Raw genomic sequence first — 25,590 nt, 5'->3', positions numbered from 1 at the left:
CGCTCAGGGCGCGTCGGGCCACGCCTTCAGCAGGGGCAGCGGATCGTAAGCGCCGTCGGCACCGTAGATGCCCCAGTGCAGATGCGGCGGCGTGCCCTTCGCGTTGCCGGTATCGCCGACGTAGCCCAGCACGTCGCCCTGCTCGATGATGTCGCCACGCGCCAGGCCTTCGCGCCAGTCATCCAGATGGGCGTAGTAATAGCGCTCGCGTGCCGGCCCCATCACCCAGACCTGACGCCCGCCCAGACCGCTCTCGCGGATATCGGCAACGATTCCCGGGGTGGCGCTGCGCACCTCGGTGCCCCGCTTGGCGAAGATGTCCACGCCGGCGTGCGTGCGGTCGCGTCCACGCGGTGCGCCGAACGTATTGGCCACCTGGCGTGCGGCCACGCCCGCCACGGGGACGGGCAGCGCGGTGGGTGCAGGCATCTGTGACAGGCGCCAGAGTGCCCGCGGTGATTCGGCGATGTGGCTGTTCCACACCACCCCTGCCACTACGATGCAGACGACAAGGATGAACAGCCGCACCAGCCAGCGTCGTACGCGGCGGGCCGGGGAGGGGGCGGGCGGCGAAAAGCTCACGGTGTTGTCCCGCCCGTCTTCTTAGCCGCCGTGCGTCCCGACACATGCACATGCGCCGGCACGTGCCACCGCCACGGAAATTCGATTGCCTTGCTGATGCCGATCCGGGGCCCGACCACCGGGTCCTGCGGTGGCGCCATCCCATCGGACACGATGCGGATGCCGCGGTCATTGCGCACCAGATCCGCGCCGTCCAAGGCCTTGGTGATGCCCATCGCCTGCGACAGCCGACCGGGGCCACTGGCCAGATCGCGCGCGCGCTTGATCGCCGGCCGCGCTTCCTGGATCAACGTCAGTCCCGCCACCGGCTCCAATGCCCGCAGCAGCACGCCCCAGCCTTGACCGATCTCGCCACACACCGCGTTCGAGCCCCAGTGCATGCTGTAGCTGAAATACACGTAGAGATGACCGGCTTCACCGAACATCGTGGCGGTGCGCGCGGTCATACCGCGATACGAATGCGCCGCCGGGTCCTGGTCACCTGCGTATGCTTCCACCTCCACGATGCGCCCAGCGCGACCGTCATCGCGCACCAGCAGCTTGTTCAGCAGCTCGGGCGCCACCTCGGCTGGGTGGCGTTGGTAAAAACGCCGCGGCAGAACCGTCCACGTTTTCATGACCCTCCACGCAATGGATACCCTTTGCCAGTCCGAAACGAGCGCCTACTGTGACGCGACGAGGGTCAATGCACGATCAACGCCGCCATCGTCACGCCACGCTCGCCCGGCATTCGCGGCAGATTGATTGACGCAGGGCAATCCTCGAGGCCTGTCTCCGCCGCCATGCAGCACGCACCATGCCTGCCAGAAAGCGCCTGAAAATCGCAACCTTCAACGTCAACGGCGTGCTGACCCGGCTGCCGCATCTGCTCGCGTGGCTGGCGCGCGAACAACCGGACATCGTGGCACTGCAGGAACTCAAGGCGACCCAAGAGGCCTTCCCGGAGACAGCGATCCGCGATGCGGGATACGGCTGCATCTGGCACGGCCAGCGCTCATGGAATGGCGTCGCGCTACTGGCGCGCGGCCAGGACCCGATCGAGAGCCGGCGCGGCTTGCCCGGCGACCCGAACGATGACCAGAGCCGTTATCTGGAGGCGGCCGCGCACGGGGTGATCGTGGGCGGGCTGTACCTGCCCAATGGGAATCCGCAGCCCGGCCCGAAGTTCGATTACAAGCTGAAGTGGATGCAGCGCCTGCAAAAACACGCCAAGAGCCTGGTCGCGCTGCCGCATCCCGTCGCACTGATCGGCGATTTCAACGTCGTCCCGACCGATGCGGACATCTACGAGCCCAAGTCCTGGCGGAAGGACGCGCTGCTGCAGCCGGAGGTGCGCGAGGCCTACCAGGCACTGCTTGCCCAAGGCTGGACCGACAGCCTGCGTGCGGTGCACGGCGACGCACAGATCTTCACCTTCTGGGACTACTTCCGTGAGCACTTCGCCCGTGACCGTGGATTGAGGATCGACCATCTGCTGCTCAATCCGGTCCTTGCTCCCGGCCTGAAAGATGCCGGCGTGGAGAGGTGGGTGCGCGCATTGGAGAAGCCCAGCGACCACGCGCCCACGTGGATCGAGGTGGTGGCGCCTTCCAAGCCCCGATAACCGCGCCGGCCCGATATCGAAAACACGCCGGACGCGCTAGAGTCCCCCGGAAGGTTGTTTGCGAGGGTATTGCCATGCCATATCGGAAAAGGGACATCGCCCCGGGTCTCGGCGAAGGTAAACGCCTGCCGGTAGGCCCGGAGACGCCCGTATTCTGCCGGGCGCGCGAATATCGCGCCGGCACGATCATCGCGCTGCATCACCATCCGGACCGTCATCAGCTGGTGTATGCCGAAACCGGCGTGCTGGTGGTCCAGGCCGGGACAGGGCGCTGGGTCGTCCCGAGCACGCGCGCGATCTGGATCCCGGCCGGTACGGGCCACAAGGTCAGCTGCATCGGCGCGGTCGGCATGCGCAGCCTGTACATCCTGCCGGAGGCGATCGCCCAGCCGCCGGCCAGCGCATCGACGGTCTCGGTGACACCACTGCTGGCCGCCTTGATCCACGCAGCGATGGACGTACCGACGCCATACCGCGCGCAGTCGCGCGACGGGCGGCTGATGCAGTTGATCCTGGATGAGCTGCAGATGCTGCCGGTACTGCCGTTGCACCTGCCGCAGCCTGCCGATCCACGCCTGCAGGCGATTGGCCGGCAGCTGGAATCCATGCCGGACGATCCGTCCACTCTGCAGGACTGGGCCGGCCGCCTCGGCGTGGATGTCAAGACCATCCAGCGGCTGTGCGCACGCGAGCTGGGTATGACCTTCGGGCAATGGCGGCAACAGGCGCGCCTGCTGCGTGCACTGGAACAGTTGGCGCACGGCGAAAAGGTGATCGACGTGGCGCTCGCGCTGGGCTATGCCAGTCCGAGCGCCTTCACCGCGATGTTCAAGAAGCGCTTCGGCCAGTTGCCGAGCCAGTTCTTCCACTGAGGCAAACGCCTCAGTGCATCGTCGTCTTCGGCAGGAACGCCGTCGCCAGCCCGAGCAGCGGCAGGTACGAGGTGAAGTGGTAGACCCATACGATGCCATGCACGTCGGCCAGGTTGCCCAGCCCGGCCGCACCGATACCGCCGATGCCGAACATCAGGCCGAACATCAGGCCCGACACCATGCCCACGCGGCCCGGCACGGCCTCCTGCGCATACACCACCAGCGCAGCGAACGCCGAGGACATCACCAGCCCGATCACCACCGCCAGCACCGCCGTGCCCATCAGGTTGGCGTAGGGCAGGGCGAGCGCGAACGGCGCCACGCCCAGGAAGGAAATCCAGATCACCGCCTTGCGCCCGATCCGGTCCCCGACCGGGCCACCGATGAAGGTGCCCAGCGCGACCGAGGCCAGGAAGATGAAGAGGTACATCTGGCTCTGCTGCACGCTCAGGCCGAAGCGCTCGATCAGGTAGAAGGTGAAGTAATTGGTGAACGAGGCGATATACACGAACTTGGCGAACATCAGCACCGCGATCACCGCGATGGCCTGGATCACCTTGCCACGGCTCAGCCCGACGCCATGGCTCTTGGCCAGGCTCTTCATCTTGGCCTGGCCATGCTGCACGGTCCAACCGGTGAGGCGGAACAGCACGGTGATGGCCAACGCGGCCGCCAGCATGAACCAGGCGATGGCACGCTGCCCATGCGGAATCACGATGACCGCGGCGAGCAGCGGCCCGATCGCCGAGCCGGTATTGCCACCGACCTGGAACGTGGATTGTGCGGTACCGAAGCGACCGCCCGAGGCCATCCGCGCCACGCGCGAGGCTTCCGGATGGAAGGTGGCCGAACCGATCCCGACGATGGCCGCGGCGATGAGCAGCATTTCGTAACTCGTGGCCATCGCCATCAGGGCGATGCCGACGAAGGTGGCGATCATGCCCGACGGCAGCAGATACGGCAGCGGCCGTTTGTCGGTGTACATGCCCACCCATGGCTGCAAGAGCGAGGCGGTGACCTGGTACACCAGGCCGATGATGCCGATCTGGCCGAAGGTGAGCGAAAACTCGCTCTTGAACATCGGATACACCGCCGGCAGCACCGCCTGGATCATGTCGTTGAGCAGGTGCGCGAACGCCGCGGCACCGACGATGCGGATTGCAAAGCCCTGGTGGGGGGCGGGGGTGAGCGGTTCGGTGGGGATGACGGGCGGGGCAGCGGTTTCAGGGGTCATGGGCCGGGATCGGGAACGGGAGGCTGCCGATGCGTGTGGTATCAGCCGCATGGGCATCACGGGAGCGGACGGGAGGCAAGCGTAGACCGCGGCTGGCCCCCCGTCTCTCGCGATAGGGGCGGTTGTCGTCGCAATCAGGGCAGGCAGCCACGCCATATTTGCAACTAATTGGATGTCGCAGGGCGAACGCACCGCATAAAGTAAATGCCTGTGAAGTGACCGGCTACCACGCACGAAATCGCATCAACGGCTCTACGACGAGGACATCGGATCATGAGCAGCATCTGGATAGGGCTTGCCATCTTCTTGAGCAGCTGGACACTCATCGCAGTCACGCTGGGAGTATTGACTGCCCGCTGGATGGGCATGCAAAAAACGATTGAAAGGCAGGCGGCACGATCCAAGTGATCCCGCGCCGCTGCATAATCCGTCCGACTGCCGGGCGGCAGCCCAGCGGAAAGGAGCACAGGATGTTGCTGATCAGAACACTCATGGTGGTGCTGCTTCTCTTCAGTACCTCGACCTGGGCCAGGGTGCCCACAGACTCTGCGCAGGCCGAGCAGATATTCCGCCGCTGGCTGGCGGCCTACAACGCCGGTGACAGCCAGGCGCTGCAGGCGGTGTTGTCGAGCCACGGGATCGACCACACCGCGCAGCGGTATCTGGACATCCGCGAGACCTTCGGCCCGTTTGAGGTACTGACCAGGACCGTCGATACGCCCGATACGATCGCCGCGATCGTGCGCGGCACCTCAAGCGATCGCGGGATCCTGATCACCGTGGCCATCGATCCTGCGAACCGGCCGTACCTGAAGACGCTGCAGCTGGAAGGGGTGGAGATACCCGACGCATTCAAACCCGCGCGGCTTGAGATGCCCGCGCTCATCGCGCAGAGCCGTGCCCGTCTGGACACGCTGGCAGCACAGGACAAGCTCTCCGGCACCTTTCTACTGGCGCAGGACGGCAAGGTGCAGATGGCGTGGCAGGGCGGGCGGGCCGACCGGGAGCAGGGCATTCCGGTCGATAGCTCCACGACATTCAGGCTCGCCTCGTTGAACAAGATGTTCACCGCGGTGGCGATCCTGCAGTTGGCCGAGGCTGGCAAGCTGACACTGGACGATACGATTGCCCGCCACCTGAGGGACTATCCCCATCAGGCGGTCGCGACATCCATCACGATCCGGCAGCTGCTCAACCACACCAGTGGCCTGGGAGAGATCTTCGACGAGGCGTTCGAACGCCGGAAAGCATCACTCAAGACGTTGGCCGACTACTGGGAGGTCTATGGTGCTGCGGCACCGGCCTTCCAGCCGGGCACCCAGGACCAGTATTCCAACTACGGCTACATCCTGCTGGGCTCGATCATCGAGGCGGCATCGGGACAGTCGTATGACGCCTACGTCGAACAGCACATCTTCGGGCCGGCGGGCATGACCGCCACCGGATCGGCGCCCGAGGCGACCCTGGTGCCAGGCCGCGCGGTGCCCTACACGCTGAGCGACGGCCGGTGGGTGCGCGAGACCAAGACCCTGCCATTGCGCGGTACGTCGGCGGGCGGCGGTTACAGCACCGCCCACGATCTGCTCCGGTTCGCCGAGGCGTTGCGCAGTGGCAGGCTGATCCCGGCCTCGGCATTGGACGCGGCCACCTCACCGCAGAACACCAAGGGGTGGTACGGCTACGGCTTCATGGTGAGCGGCGAGGGCGAGCAGCATCAGTATGGCCACGAGGGTGGGGCGCCCGGTGCGAACGCCGCGCTCATCGTGCTACCGAGCCACGGCTACGTGGTGATCGGGCTGAGCAATGTCGATCCCGATGCGATGGAGAACGTGGTCAACTTCGTCGGCAACCGTCTGCCGTTGTCGCAGCGCGGCCTCAGCGCCCGCCCAGCAGCGCCGGCAACGACGAGGCGAGCAACGCGATCCCCGACACGGTGAGCAGACTGAGCACGATCTGCCGGAACCGCAGGTCGCTGATGCCGATGTAGAGGCGGGTGCCGAGCAGGGTCGGGATCAACATGGCGGGTGCCACGATGGCGAACATCGGCAGCATCTCGCGGGTGACGATGCCGGTGCCGACATAGGTGCCCATCGTCACCAGCAGCATGGACAGGTTGAAGTTCTGGACCACGGAGCGCTGCACGTCACGCTCGTAACCGCGCAGCGTGCACCACAGCGTCGGCAGGGTGCCGGTGAAGCCGCCCAAGCCGCCCATGATGCCGCCGGCAAACCCCACCACGCCATCCGCCGCGCGCCCGCCTGCCGTGACCCGTGGCAGCTGGCGTGACAGCAGCATGGCCGGGCACCACAGCACCAGCAGAGTGCCCAGGATCGCTTTGAGCCAGTTCATGTCGAGCATGGGCAGCAGGTAGACGCCCAGCGGAATGCCGGCCAGCCCACCCAGAACAAAGGGCAGCAGGGTCTTCAGATTGAAGCCGCGGCGCACGGTGAAGGCCGCCAGCAGTTGGCCGGTCAGGGCGCCGAACACGGAGAGGGTGGCCGCGAGCTTGGGATCCAGCACCCAGGTCCAGAAGGACAGGGCCACCAGCCCGAAGGCGAAGCCCGACAGCCCCTGCACGAAGCCCGCCACGATGGCGCCCAGCGCCACCATCAGGTAGATCGAATCCACGACGCCTCCTTACTGGCGCTCTGCGAACGCATCCGTCGCGCGCACCAGCGCATCTGCCGTGGCGGGTTCCGTCGCACTGTGGCCTGACAGCACCATCTGCAGCGAGGCCTCGGGCCAGGCACAGGCCAGGTCCCAGGCACTGCGCGCCGGGCAGATGATGTCGTAGCGACCCTGCACGATCACGCCGGGCAGATGCCGGATGCGGTCGATATCGCGCAGCAGCTGCGCATGCTCGAGGAATGCGTGGTTGCGGAAGTAGTGCGCTTCGATGCGCGCCTTGGCCAGGGTGTGCAGTGGGTCATCACCCGACACGGCATCGACGTCGTGTTCCAGCGTGGCCGCGTGATCTTCCCACCCCAGCCAGGCCTGGGCGGCGGCGATGCGGGTCGCTTGGTCCGGACTGTCCAGACGACGCCAGTACGCGGCGATCATGTCGCCGCGTTCGTCTTCAGGGATATGTGCCTCGTAGCGCGCCCAGCGCTCCGGAAACACCCAGCGTGCACCGCCATCGGATTCGGCGAACCAGCGGTTCTCTTCGGCACGGCCGAGATAGACCCCGCGAAGGATGATGCCGGTTGCACGTTCCGGATGGGTCTGGGCGTAGGCGAGTGCCAGCGTGGAGCCCCACGATCCACCGAACACCAGCCAGCGCTCGATACCCAGCAGGGCGCGGATGATTTCTACGTCCGCGACCAGGTGCTGTGTCGTGTTGTCACGCAGCTCACCGAACGGCGTGGAGCGACCGCTGCCGCGCTGGTCGATCAGGACGATGCGATAACGCGACGGATCGAAGAAACGCCGGTGGGTCGGCGATACGCCTGCGCCGGGCCCACCATGCAGGAACACCACGGGGATGCCGTCAGGATTGCCGCACTCCTCGACGAACAAGGTGTGCAGGTCGTCGACCGCCACCTGATGGGTGAGGAAGGGCGTGATCGCTGGATAAAGCGTGCGCATGGGGGCGTCCTACGGAAAACTGACGCCACATGATACCGCCCGGGTTCGTCGAGCCGCGTCCGTGACGCGTCACAAGGGTGGGGGGCTGTCCCTGTCGCGCTGTACCCGCGTGCGATACGCCGCCACGTTGTCTCCGCGGATGCGTCGCTCCTGCGTGCCCGTCACGGTATCGACCTTTCGGTCCGCGCCCGTGACCGGCTTGGCCTCGATGGCGGTATCACGCTCGAACGCATGCGATTTGTCGGTATTGCGGTAGTACCGGTACAACGCCCAGTACAACGCCGTCGCGCCGGCGGGGCCGGCGGCAAGCAGCCAGAGTCCACTGTCATCGCTCATGAGGCAGCTACCAGGAAGAAGAGAACGAGGGCTTCAATGATCGTGCCGGTGGTGAGCGCGGCCAGCAGCAGCTTCCACTGCTGCACCGGCACGCTGCCCATGGTTTCACCGGTGCGGCCATTCACCGCGATGTAGTGCAGCATGCCGCCATTGCGGCCCGGCTGGTGGTACGAGTACAGCCAGACGGGCAGGTACATCGATACCCAGCGCGTCCCGTGCACATCCACGCGCTCGCGTTCCCAGCGCACGCCACGATCGTAGCGGCGTACCGAGCCCTCCACCTGGGCGCGGGCGATCGACAGCAGCTGGTCTTCCAGCCGTGGGCGCAGCTTTTCCACGTCGAGGTTGCGCTTTTCCGAGGTGAAGCCGGCCAGATAGGAGGCGTTCCACTTCAGGGCGTTCTTGGTATCGAACGGCAGGATCGCGTTGATGATGTTGTTGGTGTTGGTCTGCGTATCGAGGTTGCCACGCTCGGCCGAGGATTCCAGGGTGAGATCGTCCACGGTGAAATCCACCTGGCGATCCACCTGGTACACGTCGGCGTCGTAATACGTCTTCTTGTTCTTCTCGGTGCCGCGGGTGTACTGCCGCGTCTGGATCTCGCCCTTGCCGGAGACGCTGGCGCTGACATTGCTGTCCACCACCATGTAGGGCAGGTAGACGCCGGAGACATTCTCGGGCGTGAACTGATCCTTGAACGCCTTGAGCGCGAACAGGCGGCGCTTGTCCACGAACTGGCGGATCCGCGCGACCGCATCGTCCTTGCTGATATGGAACGGCAGTACCGCATCGGGCACCGCGCCGTTGGAGATCTGCTCGTTGACCCCGAACACATGCCGGCACCAGTGGCAGCGGGCGGTCATCGTGCTTTCGGTATTGATCGTGACTTCGGCGCCGCAACCGGTGCACTTGAAGCTCATCAGGCTGGCGGTATCGGCGGCGATGTCACGCGCGCCCGAGGCGATGACGGTGCCGCGCAGCTGGTCGATGCCTTCACCAAAGCCGAAGGCCTCCTCAACGCGCTCGCCGTGCCATTCGTGACGGCAGAACTGGCAGACCAGCACATCGGTGCCCAGCTTGAGCCGGATATCGCTGGAGCCGCACTTCGGGCAGCGGTTGAGGCCGTCCTTGAGTTCGGCCGCGGCGGTGTCCAGCGCGACCGGATCCGGGGCCTGCACCTCATCGCGGATGTGCTGGGGCAGGGTGGCCGGATCCACCGGGAAACTGCCCGGCAACGGCGGGACCTCCCGGGGCGAGCCCGGGCCGGAGACCGGCGCCGCCGGAGAGGGCGGCAACGGTGGCGGAGCCGCCGGGATCGGCGGTGGCATCTTGGGGTCGGACATGGTGTCGATGCGCTCGGTGTCTTACAGCCCCAGCGCCTTGGCCTTGAGCTTGTCGTAGTCGTCCTGGGTGATCAGGCCGAGGTCGAGCATCTCCTTGGCCTTCTTCAGCTTGGCGACCGGATCATCCGCCGCCGGAGCAACCGGCTGCTGCATGCCGCCGACCCCGAGCATGCCCGAGGCCATGCCCACGCCGACCAGGCCGGCAGCACCGCCGTTCTCGCCCGCCGACTGGATGCCCTGGGCAACACTGGCCTGCAGGTTGGAATTGCCACGCGAGCCGGCCAGCGCATCGGCGCGCTGCACGGTCTTGAGCAGCTCGCGGGTGTTGGCGTCGTACTCGATCGAGACAATGGCGGTCTTGACGATGGCCAGGCCACGGTCGGACTTCCACTGGTAGCCCTGCTCGACGGCAGCGGACAGGCTCTGTGCAAAGCCGAGCGAATCCTGCTGCAGCTTGGTGATGCGGTTGCCCTTGCCCGGGTCGTTCGTATACAGGCTGAAGGCTGGCGCGAGCGAGCCCACCACTTCATTGAACAGCTGGCTGGCGGCCGCGTTGTCCAGATCGGTGAAGTCGAACACCTGACCCGGCTGCAGGTAGCTGGCGGGTACGAAATTCTTCACGAACAGGATCGGATCGACGATCTTCAGGGTGTACGAGCCGCGCGTGACCGCGCCGACCTGCGTGCCGAGGAAACCATCGTCCCAGTAGATTTCGGACTGCGTGCCGAAGCGGTTGTCCGGCAGCTCCTTCAGCGAGACGAAGAACGCCGCCTGCTGCGACCCCGGCTGGCCACCGAACTTGAAGCGTTCCCAGCTCTGCTTGATCAGCGGGCTGACGAAACCGTCGCCGGCGAAGATCGACTGCGAGTTCAGGTCATCCGAGCGCCATTCATAGCCACCCGGTTCGGCGACAAAGCCGGTGATGGCGCCGTCCTGGAACAGCAGCAGGCCGTACCCTTCGGGCACGACGATCTTCGAGCCGTTGGTGATGATGTTGGAGGAGGCGCTGGTGTTGGAGCCACGACCGGCATTGGTGCCGCGCGGCACCGCCGCAAACAGCGCTGCCGTGGAGGGCAGGCCCGTCGGCACGGTGTAGAAATCCTTCCACTGGTCGGCCAGAACGCCACCGACTGCCCCTGCCACTGCCTGACGAAGACCCATGACACACTCCCTGCGATTCGTGGCCGGGCACCGTGCCCGCCATGCTCGGCTGACTATATCAGCAGCCGGTGTATCGACAGTGGCGCCTCTGGCCCGGCCGCGGTGCCGGGTCCGGTAGCGGCTGCATCCAAACCGCGCGGCCGTCCGTACACACGTCCATGAAGCCCATGTCCCCGATCTGCCGGAACTCGCCTACGATGGACACTGACCCGTCCACCGCCAGGATGACGCCCTTCGAGGCAGCCCGGATGATTGCCGTTCCCGCTCAACCCAACCCGGAGCTGAAAACCTGGGCGGCCGACATGGCCGGCGTCGCCACGTCGCGCGATCGGGAGTGCTTCATGCGCATCTACGATCACTTCATGCCGCGCCTGTGCCGCTACCTGAGTGGGCTGGGGGCGCCCGATGGCGTGGCCGAGGATCTGGCCCAGGAAGTGCTGCTGAAACTGTGGAACCGGGCCGAGCTCTATGATCCGGCGCGCAGCAGCCTGGGCACGTGGCTTTACCGGGTGGCGCGCAATCTGCATATCGACCGGGTACGTCGCGAACATATCTGGGTGCATGCCCATGAGGTGGTCGAGCAGGCGGCGGAGGATGAGGATGGCGGTGGCTCTCTGGCCGAACGGCATACCGAGCACGTCAGGCTCAAGCAGCGGCTGGACGAACTCTCCGCAACGCAGGCCCGATTGATCCGGATGTCCTACTTCGAAGCAAAAACCCACGCCGAGATCGCCAACGAGCTGCATATGCCACTGGGCACTGTGAAATCCCATATCCGACGTGCGTTTCTTCAGCTGCAGTCCTTGATGGGAGAGCGGCAGTGAACCCTCGTCACCATCTGGACCCGACCACCGTCCTGGGCTTTGCCACCGGCACCTTGGCGCCGGAAATGTCCGTGGTCGCCGCCGCGCACCTGGAAGCCTGCGCCCACTGCCGGCAGCACCTGCGCTCGGCCGAACGGGTGGGCGGACTGCTGCTGGAGCAGCAGTTGTCGCCGCCTTCGGCAGAGGATCGCCAGGCCGCACTGCGGCAGACCATGCTGGAGCGCCTGGATACTGCCGCGCCTGCGGGTGGCGTGCAGGACCAAACGGTGGCCCGCAGCGCCGCTGGTTACGATCCGGATCAACTGCCGGCCGCGCTGGCACCGCATTTCGGGACGTCCTACCGCTCGCTGAAATGGCGGTGGGTGGCCCCGGGTGTCCACTGCATCCGTGCACCGGCGCACCCCTCGTTGATCATGCTCAAGATCGCCCCGGGCAAATGCCTGCCCATGCACAGCCATGGCAACAGCGAGCTGACCCAGATTCTCCGCGGCGCCTATGACGATTCCCTGGGGCATTTCGCCCCCGGCGATGTGGCCGATCTGGACAGCGACGTCGAGCATCAGCCCGTGACCACCCCCGGTGTGGCGTGCATCTGTGTGTCAGCGCTGGATGCGCCGCTGGTCTTCAGCGGGTGGTTCGCGCGCAAGCTGCAGCAGGTGTTCAAACTCTGACGGGGCCTGGCACACGCTGCCAGGTCGCATCGGTGTCCGGCGGGTGATCAACGCACCGTCTGCGGCTACCCGGTATTCGCCGCCTGTTCGAACACCTGCATCACCGCGGCCGGCGCCATGGGCCGGGCAAGCAGGTAGCCCTGAACTTCGTCGATCCCCATGTTTGCCAGCACGTCCATCTGCGCCTCCTGCTCAACTCCTTCGGCCACGGTCAGATAGCCCAGCTCGTGCGCAAGATGATGGATGGCCGAAACTTTGGCGCGGGCGCGCGAGCTGCTGGCGATGCCATCGACCAGTGACTTGTCCAGCTTGACGGTGTGGATGGGAAGGTCGGACAGGTAGCTGAAATTGCTGTAGCCACTGCCGAAGTCATCGATCGCCACCGTGATGCCGGCCTGTGCCATCGCCGCGATGTGGCCGATGGCCGGCGACCCCGGACGCAGCCATTCGCCTTCGGTGATCTCCAGTTCGATCATCGAGAACGGCAGCGCCCTGTGCTCAAGCTTGCTGCGGATGTCCTGCCAGGCCGAGGCATTGGACAGATAGCTGCTGGACAGGTTGATCGAGACCGGAATGTCCTGCCCTTGGGCGCGCCACGCCCGGACCTGATCCAGCGCCGTGTCCAGCACCCAGTTGGTCACCTCATCCATCAGTGCGGTCCGCTCGAAAACCGGAATGAACTCGGCCGGGCTGATCGGCCCCAGGGTGGGGTGGTTCCACCGGATCAACGCTTCGGCCGAGACCGGGCGCCGACCGTCAAGGGTGAAGCGCGGCTGGTAGTCCAGATGGAAGTCGCCGTTCTGCAGGCCGCGTTCGGCATCCGAGGCCAGACGGTAGGCGCGGTGCATCTTCTCGTCGCGCTGTGCGGAATACCAGCAGAATGGCTGCCGCGCATCGAACGCGCCCTGCATGCTCACCAGCAGCCGCCGCAGCAGGTCATGGCTGTCCTGCTCATCCGTATCGACCGCACAGATACCCGCATGGAAGCGGGGGGACATCGGGACGGCGGCGGCCATCAACGGACGCAACATGCGCGTCCTCAGCTCCAGGACCAGGCTCTCGACGTGGCCTGCCGTCGGCATCTCGGCCACGAAGGCAAACCGGGTCACTCCGACGTGGTACACGGTCGCCACGTCCTCCAGCGCGGTGCGCAGCCGGACGCCGGCACGCCGGATCAGTGCTTCCAACGGGCGCAGGCCCAACACCTGGCCGACCTGGCTGGCACGCGGAATATCCAGCACGTCCACCGCGACGGCGTAAGCCGTTCCTTCCGCGCAGCGCGAAAGAACGCCTGGCAGATCCGTATGAAACTGGTGCCGGCTGGGCAGGCCACTGACCGGGTCGAGGTTGCCGGAGAGGTTGCGTAGTTCGAGTTGCGCGATCACCAGCTCGGCCAGAGTGGCCAACTGCTCCTGATCCCGCTCGTCAAAGGTGCGCGGGCGGGTGTCCATGACGCACAGCGCACCGATGGCCACGCCATTTTTGGCCACCAGCGGCGCGCCCGCATAGAAACGCAGGTGGGGACTGTGCGTCACCAGCGGGTTGTCGCGGAAACGCGGATCCTGCTCGAGGTCCGGGACGACCAGGACGCCGCCGGAGGTGACGGCGTGGGCGCAGATCGACGAGCGGATGTCGGTCTGCGCCATGGGCAGACCGATCCGGGAAATGAAGCGCTGCTTTACATCCCCCAGGACCGAGACGAAGGCCACCGGCGCGTTGAACGTGTAGCCGGCAAGCGCGGTGATCCGGTCCAGCGCGGGCAACGACGCCACGCCGTCGACCTGCATGGCGCAAAGCACCGCGCGTCTTTCATCCAGGGGGGAGGGTGGGGGGCTCATTTCGTATCGACTGGGGGCCGGGCGCAAGCGGCCCGCTGTCCACTCTATACGCACCGAACGCGGTTCCGGATGCAGTTACCAGTCCGTGGGCGCGTAGTCCTTCAGGAACTGGCCCCAGACGTGTTCGCCGGTGTTGAACCCGTGGATGATCGGATCGACGATGCGCGCGGCGCCGTCGACGATATCCAGCGGCGGGTGGAAGCGTTCTTCCTTCACCTTCTTGGCCGCGATGTCCGCCGGATCCTCGTCGGTCACCCAACCGGTGTCGACGCTGTTCATGTGGATGCCGTCGTTCTGGTAATCGGCCGCCGAGGTGCGCGTCATCATGTTCAGCGCGGCCTTGGCCATGTTGGTATGCGGGTGGCGGGTGGTCTTGAAGTTGCGGTAGAACTGCCCCTCCATCGCCGAGACGTTCACGATGTGCTTGTCACGCTCGGGCGTGCGCAGCATCAGCGGCTTCAGGCGCGCATTGATGATGAACGGCGCGATGGCGTTGACCAGCTGGGTTTCCAGCAGCTCGACCGACGGCACTTCGGCCATCAGCATGCGCCAGGAGTTGCGACCGCGCAGATCCACCTGCTGCAGGTCCTGATCCAGCCGGCCATCCGGGAACAGGTGCTGCTGGGCGACCAGCTCGTCCTCCAGCAGCGGCACCTGCGACAGCTCGGCGGCACGGGTCAGGCCATTGGCGGCGTTGAAATCGCGCCCCTGGACCACCGGCAGCGCGGCCGAGGCGGTGGTGCCGAGCAGTTCGGCACTGCGCAGCCCCTCGTAATCGCCGATCAGCTTGCGCAGCGTCTCGGGTACCTCATGCAGCGCGGCGGTTTCGCCGGCCATCATGTGCGCATAGAACTGCGGCGGTCGGCGCACGGTCTGGCAGGCGTTGTTGATGATGAAATCCAGGCGCGAACGGGTGGCCAGCAGCTCGTTGCAGAAGGCCTCCACGCTCGGGGTATGGCGCAGGTCCAGGCCGTACACCTGCAGGCGGTGGCCCCACACGCCGAAGTCCGGCTCTTCGGCGTAACGCGCGGCCGAATCCCGCGGGAAGCGCGTGGTCACGATCAGCTCGGCACCGGCCCGCAGCAGCTTCAGGCCTGCCTGGTAGCCGATCTTGACCCGGCCGCCGGTCAGCAACGCGACGCGCCCGGTCAGGTCCGCCGTCTCGGTGCGCTTGACGAAGTTCAGCTCGGCGCAGGCCGGGCACATCTGGTCATAGAAGTGGTGCAGCTGGGTAAACTTCTGCTTGCACACGTAGCAGTGGCGCAGTTCCGGGGAATGCACCGGTTCCGGCGTGGGTGCCGCATTCTCGCCGTTGGAGGCGTCATGCAGACCGGCCGCGTGCGGCGGGAAGTAGTTCGGGGTGCTGAATACCGGCTTGCGGCGCAGGGCGCGGATACCGGTCTGCGCCAGCAGCGCCTCGGATTTGGCCACCTTTTCCTGATGCCGCGCCTTGGCCTGCTGCTTCAGCTTGGCCCGGCGGGCCTTGGGCTCGGGGTGATACACCTTGGCCACCACCTGGTGCAGGCGGACGCGATCAGCCTCGGGCAGCGTATCGAGCACGCTGCGGTCGGCTTCGATGGCCTCCAGCAGGTCCAGCGCGGTGCGCAGGCGGTCGGTCAGGGGCAGGTCGTCGTCGGCAAGGGGCAGGGCGGTGGTATTCAATTCAGATCCGGGAAAAGCGGCAGGATGACGGGCATGGGGCGCCGCGCGACGGCCCCTGACGGGGGCATCCGCCAGCAGCCCGGGGCATACGGTGGGAGGCTATTGTCCCTGATCCTGGGATTTGGTGCTGATCAGGCGGCACCCATGCAGCCCGATGTGCAGATGGCCATGGGGGTCATTGCAGCTGGTTGCCGCCGGCCTGGGGGCTTCAGCGCACCTGGAGCGAAGCCTGCAGCGCCGTCGCCAGCGCCGCGTCACCATTCACCAGCTCGGTCCACTTCAACGTGAGGCCGTTCCGTTTGCCCTTGGACACCAGCTTCATCCCGTCTGGATCGATGGTCAGCGTATAGGTCTCGTCGCCGATCTGGACTTCCCGGCGCAGTGGTTTATCGAGTGGCGTCATGACGTGCTACGGCTTCGGCGGCGCTGCGTGTTTCGGCTCCGCGGAGCTCTCGGTGCCATGGCCGGAGTCCTGCTCCTCGGAGGCCGCCGTGCCACTGCCACCCCCGGGCACGTTACGCGCGGCCTCACCACCCGCAGGCGCCGTCGCGGCGGCAGGCTGCTCGATCGCATCGGCATGCTGGCCTTGCTCGTTACGCTCATCCTGGCTGCAGGCCGACAGCGCGAGGGTCGCGAGGGCACTCAACAACACGATTCGCATGGCGATTCTCCTGCAGTGATGACGAATCCGGTTTGTAGCGCCGACGCCGTTGGCGATGCGTGATCACCCCGTTGATCACTCTTTGACGACAACCGCATGGAGTACCCTTGCCGCCGTCGATGCTTAGCCGTTCCGTGGTCTACGGGCGGGGAGCCGGCGTGTTACGGAGCAGAGTTCACATCATGAGTATTCCCGAGGGATTGGACGGGCATCGTCGGGGGCAGGGCCTCACACGACGAGGCTTCCTTCTTGCGGTCGGTTCGGTGTCGCTGCTCGCGGCCTGCCGTGACAAAGCGCCTGCGGTGGCAGCGCCGGCTGCCACGGCGCCTGCGGCAAAGACCGACACCGCCTTCCTCGACCTCTCTCATGCCCTGACCGGCAAGACCGATCTGGACCCGGCCACGGCCGACCGGATCGAACAGGCGTTTGCCACCCTTCAGCCAGCGCTGCATGCGCAGTTCCCCGCCTTGGTCACCCTGGCAGGACAGATCAGTGGCGCGCAGGCGCTGATCGCGGCCGCTGGCGATGCCAAGCCCGCGGCCTTGGCCATCATCACCGCGTGGTACACGGGCACCGTTGGCAAAGGCGTGCATGCCGTGACCGTGTCCTACCGCGATGCGCTGATGCAGCGCTGCGTGGATGACGGTCTTTCACCGCCGACCTACGCCCAAGGTGGCCCCGCCTGGTGGACCGCTGAGCCGCCGGCCCCGATTCGCGCCCACGCCTGAGCCTGCGCGGTCCCTTTTTCCCTGTTATCGATCTGGAACCCCTCCCATGAAAGCTCCGGTTTTCCGTGATGGCGACGCCGATGCCGACGTCGTGATCGTCGGTTCGGGCGTTGTCGGTGCATTGATCGCCCACCAATTGGTGCGCGCCGGCAAATCGGTCCTGGTCCTTGAGGCCGGCCCCCGTCTGAACCGTTCCGACGTGGTCGAGAACTGGCGCAACGTCAGCTTCGAACGGCGCATCGGCAGCGATTTCCAAGGGCCGTTCCCGCAATCGAAATTCGCCACGGCGCCACTGTACTTCCCCGCCAACGACTACGTCGGCCTGACCGGCCCCGATGCCAGCAGCTTCCATCAGGGCTTCATCAAGGCGGTCGGTGGCACCACCTGGCATTGGGCTGCCTCCTGCTGGCGCCATCTGCCGGTCGATTTCAAGATGCAGTCCGCCTACGGGGTCGGGCGCGATTGGCCGATCAGCTACGAGGACATCGAGCCGTACTACTGCCGCGCTGAAGAGGCCATGGGCGTCTCCGGGCCGAACGACCCCGCGCAGCAGAGCCCCTCGGAGCGCTCCAGGCCGTACCTGGCCGACATGATTCCGTGGGGCAACGGCGACAAGGTGTTTGCCGAGGTAGTCAATCCGCACGGCTACAACCTGGTGCCGATTCCGCAGGGGCGCATGATCAAGCCCTGGAATGATCGCCCCGCGTGCTGTGGCAACAACAACTGCCAGCCGATCTGCCCGATCGGCGCCATGTACAACGGCGTCCATACCGTGCAGGCCGCCGAAGCGCTGGGCGCCAAGGTGCTGGCCGAAGCGGTGGCGTACAAAATCGACACAGATGCGCAGAACCGGGTCACCGCCATCCACTGGTATGACAGCGACAAGGTCAGCCACAAGGCTACCGGCCGCAGTTTCGTGATCGCCTGCAACGCGCTGGAAACGCCACGCCTGCTGCTGCTCGCTGCCAACGAACAGAACCCGAACGGCATCGCCAATTCGTCCGACCAGGTCGGGCGCAACATGCTGGACCACTCCGGCTTCCACTGCTCCTTCATTGCGGACCGCCCGATCTGGCTGGGGCGTGGCCCGGCGCAGTCCAGCTGCATGGTCGGGCCACGCGATGGCGCGTTCCGGTCGGAGTATTCGGCGACCAAGATCATCCTCAACAACATCAGCCGGGTGGCGATCGCCACCGACCAGGCGTTGAAGATGGGGCTGGCCGGTGAGGCGCTGGACGCGGAAATCCGACGGCGCGCGATCTACGGCGTGGACCTGTCGATCAGCCTGGAGCCGCTGCCCGACCCGACCAACCGCCTGACGCTGTCCACGACCCGCGTCGATGGCCACGGCCTGGCGTGCCCGGACATCCATTACTCGCTGGGCGACTACGCGCGCAAGGGCTACGACAAATCCTGCGAGCAGCTGCGGCACATCGGCAAGCTGTTCAACGCCGAAGAATTCGTGATCACCACGGCGCTCAATGCCAACAACCACATCATGGGCTCGACCATCATGGGCGCGGACCCGCGCGATTCCGTGGTGGATGGCGATTGCCGCGCGCATGATCACCCGAACCTGTGGCTCCCAGGTGGCAGCGCGATGGTCTCGGCCAGCGTCGTCAACAGCACCTTGACCATGGCCGCGCTGGCCCTGCGCGCGACCGATGCCATCGAGCGTGCGGCATGAAGACCTTCCTGCTCATCGCATTGGGCCTGCTGGCCGGCGTCAGCGACACCGCGCGCGCCGACGACGCCGTCGAACGTGGGCGCTACCTGTCCGTGGCCGCGGACTGCGTGGCGTGCCACACCAGCCCGAAGCAGGGCAAGCCCTACGCCGGCGGCTACGCGATCGCCTCGCCGCTGGGTGAGATCTGGGCGAGCAACATCACCCCGTCCACGTCCCACGGCATTGGCAACTACACGGAGGCCGATTTCGCCAAGGCGGTCCGGGAGGGCGTGCGCAAGGATGGTGCCCATCTGTATCCGGCGATGCCGTACACCTCGTACGCCAAGCTGACCGACGAGGACATCCACGCGCTGTACGTCTACTTCATGCAGGCGGTCGCCCCGGTCGGTGAGGAGGCACGTACCACCGAACTGCCATTCCCCTTCAGCGTGCGCTCGTCCATGGCGGTGTGGAATCTGCTGTTCCTCGACAAGACCCCCTTCAAACCTGATCCGGCGCAGAGTGCCCAGTGGAATCGGGGTGCCTACCTGGTGGAAGGGTTGGCGCACTGCTCCAGCTGCCACAGTCCACGCGGCCTGATGATGCAGGAAGTGGGCGGCAAGGCCTTTGCCGGTGGTTCGCTGGGCGATTGGTACGCGCCCAACATCACCTCGCATCCGATCAGCGGGATCGGCGGGTGGACCGATGACGAACTGGCCCAGTACCTGAAGACCGGCCGAGCTGAAGGCAAGGGGCAGGCCGGTGGCGGCATGGCCGAGGCGGTGACGAACAGCCTTTCCAAACTGCGCGACGAAGACATCAGCGCGATCGTGACCTATCTGCGGACGGTGCCGGCGGTGGCCGACAAGGACGCCACCCGCGCGGCCTTCGCCTGGGGCGATGCCGCCACGGCGCCGGGCGAGCCCGCGATTCGCGGCACGGACGCGCCCATCGCCTCCGGTGCGGTGCTGTATTCCGGCCTCTGCGCCAGCTGCCATGGCTCGCGTGGCGAGGGCAGCAACGACGGCTACTACCCGTCGCTGGTGCACAACAGCACCGTGGGCATGGTCCGGCCACAGAATCTGGTCGCCACCATCATCGGCGGCATCGACCGCGAAGTGGATAGCGAACATGTACTGATGCCGCATTTCTCCGAGGGCTCGTACGTGCAGGCGCTGAGTGACGCGGACATCGCGGCCGTCGCCACGTACGTGCGGACCACCTTCGGCCCGGGTGACCAGGTCACCGAAGCGCAGGTCGCGTTGATCCGCGACGGCGGTGAGAAGCCGCTGCTGGCCAAGATCGCGCGCCTGTGGCTACCGTTGCTCATCCTGGGGCTTGCGGCTTTCGTGGTGGTGATCCTGCTGGTGCGACGCGCGTGGACCAGGCGCAAGCAGCGGAGGGCTTCGGCATGAAGCGCCCCTCCTTCGTTGTAAGCCTCGGGCTGATGGCCTCCGCGGCCGTCTTGCCGGCATGGGCAGCTGAACCAGAGGTCCCCAAACCCAAGACCGTGGACACCATTGCCCAGACACCGCTCAGTGCGGACTGGGCGGCCCGTATCTGGCTGCAGGACCGTGGCGTGACCCCGAGCGCCCGCATCGTGATCGCTACGGGCGTCAACAGCGACGGCTACAAGGGCACCGGCTGGTCCACCGCCGAGCACGTTGATTTCGGTGCCATGATCGATACCGGCAAGGCCTTCGGTTTCGACGGCACGATGCGGGTGGTGTTCTCCGACCGCTTCGGCAATGCGGTCAATGACCGCTCGACCGGTTCCTACGTGCAGAACCAGGCGTTCTATGGCCAAGGGCAGAACCTGCGCTTCAACGAGCTCTCCTACGAGCGCTGGCTGCTGGACAAGCGGTTGAGCCTGAAGGGCGGCTTCTACTCGATGGGCAACGACTTCGGCGGCTTGCCGTACACCTGCAATTTCAACAACAACGGCCAGTGTGGTCATCCGCTGGGCCCGATCTACAGCTCCGGTTGGCTGGACAATCCGACCGGCCAGTGGGGCCTGCGGGTGAAGTGGGCTGATCCCTCGGGCTGGTACGCACAGACCGGCATTTACGATGTCGTGCCGATGCGCAAGCAGGAGGGCAGTGGCTTCCGCGTGTCCGACCGTGGCAAGACCGGCCTGTTCCTGCCCGTGGAAGTGGGCTACAGCCACGGCAACACCGGCGAGCATTACGGTGGCACCTACAAGGTCGGCTATTACCTGGACACGTCCAACGCGGACGACATCGGCAATCCGGCCGCACCGCGCGCGTCGCATCGCAGCGGTTCGTACATCCAGCTGGCGCAGCGTGTGCTGAAGCCCGAAGGCGACACCGTGCGCGGTCTGTCGGTATTCGGCGTGGCCACGCGTGCGGATGCCAGGACCGGCCTCATGCGGTACTCGTGGGAAGCCGGCCTGAGCTGGCGCGGTGTGGTGGCATCCCGCGAGGATGATGTGCTGAGCCTGGCGTGGACCCGGCTGGACATCTCCGACCGCCTTGCCCAGTACCAGCGCATCACCGGCAAGGACGTGCAGAGCAACGAGCAGTTCGTGGAGCTCAATTACGGTGTGCAGGTCACTCCGTGGCTGATCCTGCGGCCTGCGGTGCAGTATGTAGCCCGTCCCGGGGCGTATGAGAGCCGCCCGGACAGCTGGGTGTTCACGCTGCAGGCGCAGGCTACGCTCTGATCACACGACACGGTCGTCCAGTGCACGCACGCTCCACAGCGGGCTCACTAAAGTGGGTGCCACTTCATCGAGGCTGGCACGCGTGAACCTGCAGACGACCGTTTCCCTTCCGTTCCCCCGTCGCGCGATGCCCGACAGCTGCCACTTCGACCTGCTGGATGTGAGCGCGCTGCAGGACCCCTGCAGCGGCCGCATCGTCCACCTGTATTCGATGGTGGCGCGCTGCCTGTCGTGTGAGGTGATCTTCAAGGCGCAGGAAGGCGCTGGCTTTGTCAGTACCTCGGCCGCGCGGGTACTGCGTTGCCCGACCGGCTGCGGCGAGCAGTCGCTCAAAGCCGCCACGCTGCGCCAGTGGACCCCTAAAGCCGCCTGAGCGTGTCGGCGTCACGGCATTGCCGCGACGCCACGCGATCATCAGAGCAGCAGCAACGCCGCGATCAATGCCGGTGGCATCACCAGCATGCCCAGCTTGAAGAACTGCAGCGCGCTGACGTTCTCGCCCTCCCGACGCAGCGCGACCAGCCACAGCATCGTCGCCAGCGATCCCGTCACCGACAGGTTCGGCCCCAGATCGGCACCGATGAGCAGCGCCGCGCGGGTCTGCGCCGGCAGCTCCGCCATCTGCCCCAGCGAGCCGGCCACCAGCCCGATGGGCAGGTTGTTGGCCAGATTGCTCGCCACCGCTGCCGCGATCCCTGCCACCCAGCTGGCTTCCGAAGGCGAGGTCCGTGCCAGCGCATCCAATGCGTGCGCCGCCGTGCGGATCACCCCGGTCTGGGCAACGGCTTCGACCAGCACGAACAGGCCAGCCACCAGGGGCAGCACCCCCCAGGCGACGTGACGCAGTATCGGCAGCGGGCTGCGACGCTGGCGAAGGCGAACCGCCGCCAAGGTGAGCGCACCTGCGCAGAAGGTCGTCACGCCGAGCGGGCCGTTCATCGCCGAGGTCACCAGCAGCACGATGCCGGTGAGCCCGACACCGATGGCGCACAGGCGACCGCCCTCGGACAGGGCGCGGTACTCGATCCGCTCCGCCAGGGGGTGCGCGATCTCACGGCGCTGAGCCAGGCGCAGCACCAGATACGTCATGGTGATCGCCGCCAGCGACGGCAGGCTGAACTGCCGCAGCCACTCAGGCAGCGAGGGCATGTGGCTGCCGAACACGACCAGGTTGGCGGGGTTGGAGATCGGCAGCACGAAGCTGGCTGCGTTGGCAATGAAGGCGCAGACGAACAGGTAGGGCAGTGGATTGGCGCGGGCCGCTTTGCAGGCCGCGTAAACCGCCGGTGTGAGCACCACGGCGGTGGCGTCGTTGGACAGGAAAATGGTCACCAGCGTGCCAACCAGGAAGACCAGATCAAACAGGCGCCGCCCGGATCCCTTGGCGTGCTGGACGGCATACATGGCCAGCCAGTCGAACAGGCCTTCGTGACGCGCCAGCTCGGCCAGCACCATCATGCCGATCAGGAACAGGTAGACGTCGCCGCCTTCGGCCACCGCCCCGATGGCAGTGGGGATGGGCACCAGACCTGTCGCCACCAGCACCACGGCAGCGCCCAGTGCCCAGACATACTCGGGGATCCGCCAGGGACGAAAGATGACACCGCTGGTGGCAACGGCGGTCACCATCCAGATGATCAGGGAGGTTGTGGGGACGTGCATGCATGGCTCAGGAATAACGCAGTGGCTGGCGTCAGGTCGCGTCCGTCGGTGCTGCCACCGTGGAAGCGCGGCCTGTGTGAGGTCGGGTCTCCGGCATGGCCATTGCCAGCACGAAGGCCAGGGCTGCAATCGCCGCCAGGGTCAGGAACGCGACATCATACCCAGCGAACTGCACGATCACCCCGGCCAAGCCCGGACTGAGCGCAGCACCCAGCCCGAAGACCGTCGAGACTGCACCGAGCGTGACGTTGAATCGGCCGGTTCCCTGGGTCAGATCACTGACCATGACGGGGAGCAGCGCCCCGAAGATACCCGCACCGATGCCATCCAGCAGTTGCACGCCCAGCAGCCATGCCGGCGCATCGGACAGTGGGTAAAGCACGCCACGGATCGGCAGGATCAGAAAGCCGGCCAACAGCAGTGGCTTGCGCCCCCACACATCGGCCCGTGTTCCGACCAGCATCGCGGCCGGCACCATGACCAGTTGTGCCGCGACGATGCACGCCGCCGTCAAGGTGGTGGCCAACGCAGGGTTGGTATGGGAGAGTTTCTGACCGACCAGGGGCAGCATCGCCGCGTTGGCCAGGTGGAACAGCGCACAGCACGCTGCCAGCATGAGCAGGGTACGGTCGCGCAGGAGCATGCCAAAGGAGGATGGCCCCGGCTGTCGCTCCGGTGCGGCCGGCGATCCGCGCGCCTGCTCATGGTCAATGGCTTTGGCCGGCACCATCAGCACCGCGGCCACGCTGGCCAGGGTGAGTGCGGCCATCAGGTAGAACACCACGACCGGGCCTCCGATGTACGCCAGCCCCCCGGCCAGGACCGCCGCAACGGCGTTCCCTGCGTGATTGAACGTCTCATTGCGACCCATGCGCCGCGCGAACGCCCGTGGCCCGACGATGCCCAGCGAGATGGCCGCGATCGCCGGGGCAAAGACGGTACCCGCGACGGCGCTGACAGCCTGGGTCGCGGCCACGAGCGTGAACGAGGTGATCCACGGCAGCACGACGCAACTGCCGGTGACCAGAAGGGCAGCGATGACGACCGTGGCCCGCTTGGCGTTGACCCGATCCATCAGCGCGCCTGCCGGCGTCTGCGCCAGCAGGGCAGCGAGTCCCGCCACCGTCATCACCAGGCCGATGCTGGCTGGGTCCCATTTGTGCACGGCCAACAGGTAGATCGCAAGATACGGCCCCAATCCATCGCGGACATCGGCCAGGAAAAAGTTCACGGCGTCGAGCGCGCGATCAGCCGAGCGCACGGGCAAGGGGGCAGGGGGAGGTGGGTTCACGTGCGTTGGCTCGATGCTCGCTGGGTCAGCCCCGATGCCGGTGGGGCGCGCATGTTATGCGCGTCCGCCTGTGATGGTCGTGTGGCGCCACACGCAGAAGAGCCCCGGAATCTCCAGGGCTCTGGGTACCATGTGCTTCAGACCGACCGGGTTTTACAGCCCCCACTTCTCCGGGTCGGCGTGCTTCTCTTTGTAGATCACACCCGAGAAGTCCACATGGAGCTCGGTCCACTCGCCACCCTTACGGCGTGCGAGCACTTCGAAGTGCTTGGGCTTGCGCGCGGGTTCGCCGGTTGGCGTCCAGCCATCCTTCTTCACTGCGGCCACGGCGACACGAGGATCCGCCGGCCCCTCCGGGTGACGATGCTTGGGGCCGTGATGCGGCTTCTTGTGCTCCACCTCTACAAAGCTGCCGCCCTTCCTGGCGATACGGGCCACTTTGATTTCCGACGGACGCCGTTCCCCTTCCAGCCTGACGGCAACGCCTTCCTTGAGCGCAAACGCCTCTGCCCCTTTGGGGCCGAGGTCTGCCAGATACGTCTGATCGTGGCAGATCAGGGTGAAGCGGTGCGCGAACACGTGTTCGATGACGCCGGCGAGGGCGACCTTTTCATGGTGCGGCATGCATTTCTCCTGAGAGCGCCCAACCGCGGGCGCTCTGGTTCAATGCGTCTGTCCGCCACAGATTCAAGCGGCGCGTCCGCGGCGTTCAGGTGGCCGCAAGCCGGCCCACCGACCCTGTCGGCGTGAACACTGCGCCAACGCGTTAAAATGGCACACCGCCGACGCCGTTCCAGGGCCCATCGCAATGCCATACACCACCCGCGACGCGATCCAGCGGCTGCGCGAGCAGATCCCGACCTTCCGCTGCATCGTGGGGTGTACGGACTGTTGTGGCCCGGTCACCGCCTCAAGTGAGGAAGTGGCGCGGCTGCCGGTCAAGAGCGATGCCGAGCACGCTGCCGCGCTGGCGGACCTGAGCTGTCCCTATCTGGGCAAGCAGGGCTGTGAGGTGTACGAAGAACGCCCCTTGATCTGCCGCATGTTCGGGACGACCCCCAGCCTGCGCTGCCCCAACGGCCAGCGGCCGGTCTACATGCTGGATGAATCGGTGGAGAAGGAGATCCATCAGTTTCTTCGCAGCACCCGGCAGGTGCTCATCTAGCAGCGCTGGGCCACCAGCGAGGC

26 protein-coding genes and 1 pseudogene are annotated in these 25,590 nt (G+C 66.2%); 12 read left to right on the top strand and 15 right to left on the bottom strand.

The features are described 5' to 3' along the window. Window positions 1-3: 3 nt before the first annotated feature. Complete coding sequence (locus ABE422_RS02250) at window positions 4-582, bottom strand: M23 family metallopeptidase (protein WP_313209897.1); 579 nt, start codon at window positions 580-582, stop codon at window positions 4-6. Then, window positions 579-1,199, bottom strand: coding sequence for a DNA-3-methyladenine glycosylase (locus ABE422_RS02245; RefSeq protein ID WP_346482373.1), 621 nt, complete (start codon window positions 1,197-1,199; stop codon window positions 579-581). The genes ABE422_RS02250 and ABE422_RS02245 overlap by 4 nt, the downstream gene beginning before the upstream one ends. 179 nt (window positions 1,200-1,378) lie before the next feature. Between ABE422_RS02245 and xth the strand changes: the two are divergent. Further along, window positions 1,379-2,155 (top strand): annotated as a pseudogene (gene xth / locus ABE422_RS02240) (exodeoxyribonuclease III); the annotation flags it as partial. A 104-nt stretch (window positions 2,156-2,259) separates the two neighbouring features. Continuing rightward, the gene (locus ABE422_RS02235; protein WP_346482372.1) at window positions 2,260-3,057 is read left to right on the top strand and encodes a helix-turn-helix transcriptional regulator; all 798 of its coding nucleotides are present in this window, start codon (window positions 2,260-2,262) and stop codon (window positions 3,055-3,057) included. A gap of 10 nt (window positions 3,058-3,067) precedes the next feature. On the opposite strand, the gene ABE422_RS02230 is transcribed toward ABE422_RS02235, so the two are convergent. Then, window positions 3,068-4,291, bottom strand: coding sequence for an MFS transporter (locus ABE422_RS02230; protein ID WP_313218466.1), 1,224 nt, complete (start codon window positions 4,289-4,291; stop codon window positions 3,068-3,070). 273 nt (window positions 4,292-4,564) lie between these two features. Between ABE422_RS02230 and ABE422_RS02225 the strand changes: the two genes are divergently transcribed. Next, window positions 4,565-4,699, top strand: coding sequence for a hypothetical protein (locus ABE422_RS02225; protein ID WP_313209886.1), 135 nt, complete (start codon window positions 4,565-4,567; stop codon window positions 4,697-4,699). 62 nt (window positions 4,700-4,761) lie between these two features. Beyond that, complete coding sequence (locus ABE422_RS02220; RefSeq protein WP_313218465.1) at window positions 4,762-6,228, top strand: serine hydrolase domain-containing protein; 1,467 nt, start codon at window positions 4,762-4,764, stop codon at window positions 6,226-6,228. Here ABE422_RS02220 and ABE422_RS02215 read toward each other — a convergent pair. The 5 genes from ABE422_RS02215 to ABE422_RS02195 form a co-directional block, all read right to left on the bottom strand. Next, complete coding sequence (locus tag ABE422_RS02215) at window positions 6,167-6,919, bottom strand: sulfite exporter TauE/SafE family protein (protein ID WP_313218464.1); 753 nt, start codon at window positions 6,917-6,919, stop codon at window positions 6,167-6,169. The two genes, ABE422_RS02220 and ABE422_RS02215, sit on opposite strands and share 62 nt — an antisense overlap. Window positions 6,920-6,928: 9 nt before the next feature. Then, window positions 6,929-7,876 carry a prolyl aminopeptidase gene (gene pip, locus ABE422_RS02210; protein WP_313218462.1) on the bottom strand — a complete coding sequence of 316 codons (948 nt, stop codon included), beginning with the start codon at window positions 7,874-7,876 and terminating at the stop codon, window positions 6,929-6,931. A gap of 69 nt (window positions 7,877-7,945) precedes the next feature. Then, window positions 7,946-8,212: a hypothetical protein gene (locus ABE422_RS02205; protein WP_313209877.1), complete on the bottom strand. Its 267-nt coding sequence runs from the start codon at window positions 8,210-8,212 to the stop codon at window positions 7,946-7,948. Next, on the bottom strand, window positions 8,209-9,555 hold the full coding sequence (locus ABE422_RS02200; protein WP_346482370.1) for a TFIIB-type zinc ribbon-containing protein: 1,347 nt from the start codon (window positions 9,553-9,555) through the stop codon (window positions 8,209-8,211). Before ABE422_RS02200 ends, ABE422_RS02205 begins: the two co-directional genes overlap by 4 nt. Before the next feature lie 21 nt (window positions 9,556-9,576). Next, window positions 9,577-10,716 (bottom strand): SPFH domain-containing protein, encoded by a 1,140-nt coding sequence (locus tag ABE422_RS02195; RefSeq protein ID WP_123729339.1) that lies wholly within the window; start codon window positions 10,714-10,716, stop codon window positions 9,577-9,579. 197 nt (window positions 10,717-10,913) lie between these two features. Between ABE422_RS02195 and ABE422_RS02190 the strand changes: the two genes are divergently transcribed. Together ABE422_RS02190 and ABE422_RS02185 are read left to right on the top strand one after the other, a co-directional pair. After that, window positions 10,914-11,540, top strand: a complete 627-nt coding sequence (locus ABE422_RS02190; RefSeq protein WP_313218458.1) for a sigma-70 family RNA polymerase sigma factor — start codon at window positions 10,914-10,916, stop codon at window positions 11,538-11,540. Further along, a complete protein-coding gene (locus tag ABE422_RS02185; protein WP_346482369.1) occupies window positions 11,537-12,211 on the top strand; it encodes a ChrR family anti-sigma-E factor in 675 nt (224 codons plus the stop codon). The genes ABE422_RS02190 and ABE422_RS02185 overlap by 4 nt, the downstream gene beginning before the upstream one ends. Before the next feature lie 65 nt (window positions 12,212-12,276). Here ABE422_RS02185 and ABE422_RS02180 read toward each other — a convergent pair whose 3' ends face one another. The 4 genes from ABE422_RS02180 to ABE422_RS02165 all read right to left on the bottom strand — a co-directional run bounded on the left by ABE422_RS02180 (window position 12,277) and on the right by ABE422_RS02165 (window position 16,372). Next, on the bottom strand, window positions 12,277-13,983 hold the full coding sequence (locus ABE422_RS02180; RefSeq protein ID WP_346482367.1) for a sensor domain-containing phosphodiesterase: 1,707 nt from the start codon (window positions 13,981-13,983) through the stop codon (window positions 12,277-12,279). Between the two features lie 141 nt (window positions 13,984-14,124). Beyond that, on the bottom strand, window positions 14,125-15,711 hold the full coding sequence (locus ABE422_RS02175) for an SDR family oxidoreductase (RefSeq protein WP_313218452.1): 1,587 nt from the start codon (window positions 15,709-15,711) through the stop codon (window positions 14,125-14,127). Window positions 15,712-15,919: 208 nt separating this feature from the next. Further along, window positions 15,920-16,114: a hypothetical protein gene (locus ABE422_RS02170; RefSeq protein WP_313209863.1), complete on the bottom strand. Its 195-nt coding sequence runs from the start codon at window positions 16,112-16,114 to the stop codon at window positions 15,920-15,922. A 6-nt stretch (window positions 16,115-16,120) separates the two neighbouring features. After that, on the bottom strand, window positions 16,121-16,372 hold the full coding sequence (locus ABE422_RS02165; protein WP_313209861.1) for a hypothetical protein: 252 nt from the start codon (window positions 16,370-16,372) through the stop codon (window positions 16,121-16,123). Window positions 16,373-16,554: 182 nt separating this feature from the next. On the opposite strand from ABE422_RS02165, the gene ABE422_RS02160 reads away from it, so the two are divergent. The 5 genes from ABE422_RS02160 to ABE422_RS02140 all read left to right on the top strand — a co-directional run bounded on the left by ABE422_RS02160 (window position 16,555) and on the right by ABE422_RS02140 (window position 21,822). After that, window positions 16,555-17,100, top strand: a complete 546-nt coding sequence (locus ABE422_RS02160; protein WP_313218450.1) for a sugar dehydrogenase complex small subunit — start codon at window positions 16,555-16,557, stop codon at window positions 17,098-17,100. Window positions 17,101-17,146: 46 nt separating this feature from the next. Continuing rightward, window positions 17,147-18,787: a GMC family oxidoreductase gene (locus ABE422_RS02155; RefSeq protein ID WP_346482366.1), complete on the top strand. Its 1,641-nt coding sequence runs from the start codon at window positions 17,147-17,149 to the stop codon at window positions 18,785-18,787. Next, window positions 18,784-20,181: a cytochrome c gene (locus tag ABE422_RS02150; protein WP_346482365.1), complete on the top strand. Its 1,398-nt coding sequence runs from the start codon at window positions 18,784-18,786 to the stop codon at window positions 20,179-20,181. Before ABE422_RS02155 ends, ABE422_RS02150 begins: the two co-directional genes overlap by 4 nt. Then, window positions 20,178-21,449, top strand: coding sequence for a carbohydrate porin (locus tag ABE422_RS02145; protein ID WP_346482364.1), 1,272 nt, complete (start codon window positions 20,178-20,180; stop codon window positions 21,447-21,449). Before ABE422_RS02150 ends, ABE422_RS02145 begins: the two co-directional genes overlap by 4 nt. A gap of 82 nt (window positions 21,450-21,531) precedes the next feature. Further along, complete coding sequence (locus ABE422_RS02140; protein WP_346462409.1) at window positions 21,532-21,822, top strand: hypothetical protein; 291 nt, start codon at window positions 21,532-21,534, stop codon at window positions 21,820-21,822. A 41-nt stretch (window positions 21,823-21,863) separates the two neighbouring features. Here ABE422_RS02140 and ABE422_RS02135 read toward each other — a convergent pair whose 3' ends face one another. The 3 genes from ABE422_RS02135 to ABE422_RS02125 all read right to left on the bottom strand — a co-directional run bounded on the left by ABE422_RS02135 (window position 21,864) and on the right by ABE422_RS02125 (window position 25,026). Beyond that, on the bottom strand, window positions 21,864-23,111 hold the full coding sequence (locus ABE422_RS02135; protein ID WP_346482363.1) for an arsenic transporter: 1,248 nt from the start codon (window positions 23,109-23,111) through the stop codon (window positions 21,864-21,866). A 31-nt stretch (window positions 23,112-23,142) separates the two neighbouring features. Next, entirely contained in the window at window positions 23,143-24,402 is a 1,260-nt protein-coding gene (locus tag ABE422_RS02130) for an MFS transporter (protein WP_346482362.1), read from the bottom strand. A gap of 153 nt (window positions 24,403-24,555) precedes the next feature. Next, window positions 24,556-25,026 carry a hypothetical protein gene (locus ABE422_RS02125; protein WP_346482361.1) on the bottom strand — a complete coding sequence of 157 codons (471 nt, stop codon included), beginning with the start codon at window positions 25,024-25,026 and terminating at the stop codon, window positions 24,556-24,558. A gap of 184 nt (window positions 25,027-25,210) precedes the next feature. Between ABE422_RS02125 and ABE422_RS02120 the strand changes: the two genes are divergently transcribed. Beyond that, window positions 25,211-25,567 (top strand): YkgJ family cysteine cluster protein, encoded by a 357-nt coding sequence (locus ABE422_RS02120; protein WP_123729320.1) that lies wholly within the window; start codon window positions 25,211-25,213, stop codon window positions 25,565-25,567. Window positions 25,568-25,590 lie beyond the last annotated feature (23 nt).

Origin of the sequence: Stenotrophomonas sp. TWI1151, assembly GCF_039673135.1 — a bacterium.
Classification (GTDB): domain Bacteria; phylum Pseudomonadota; class Gammaproteobacteria; order Xanthomonadales; family Xanthomonadaceae; genus Stenotrophomonas.
The sequence above is the reverse complement of the archived record's forward strand: the minus strand, read 5'-3'. Positions and strand labels throughout refer to the sequence as shown.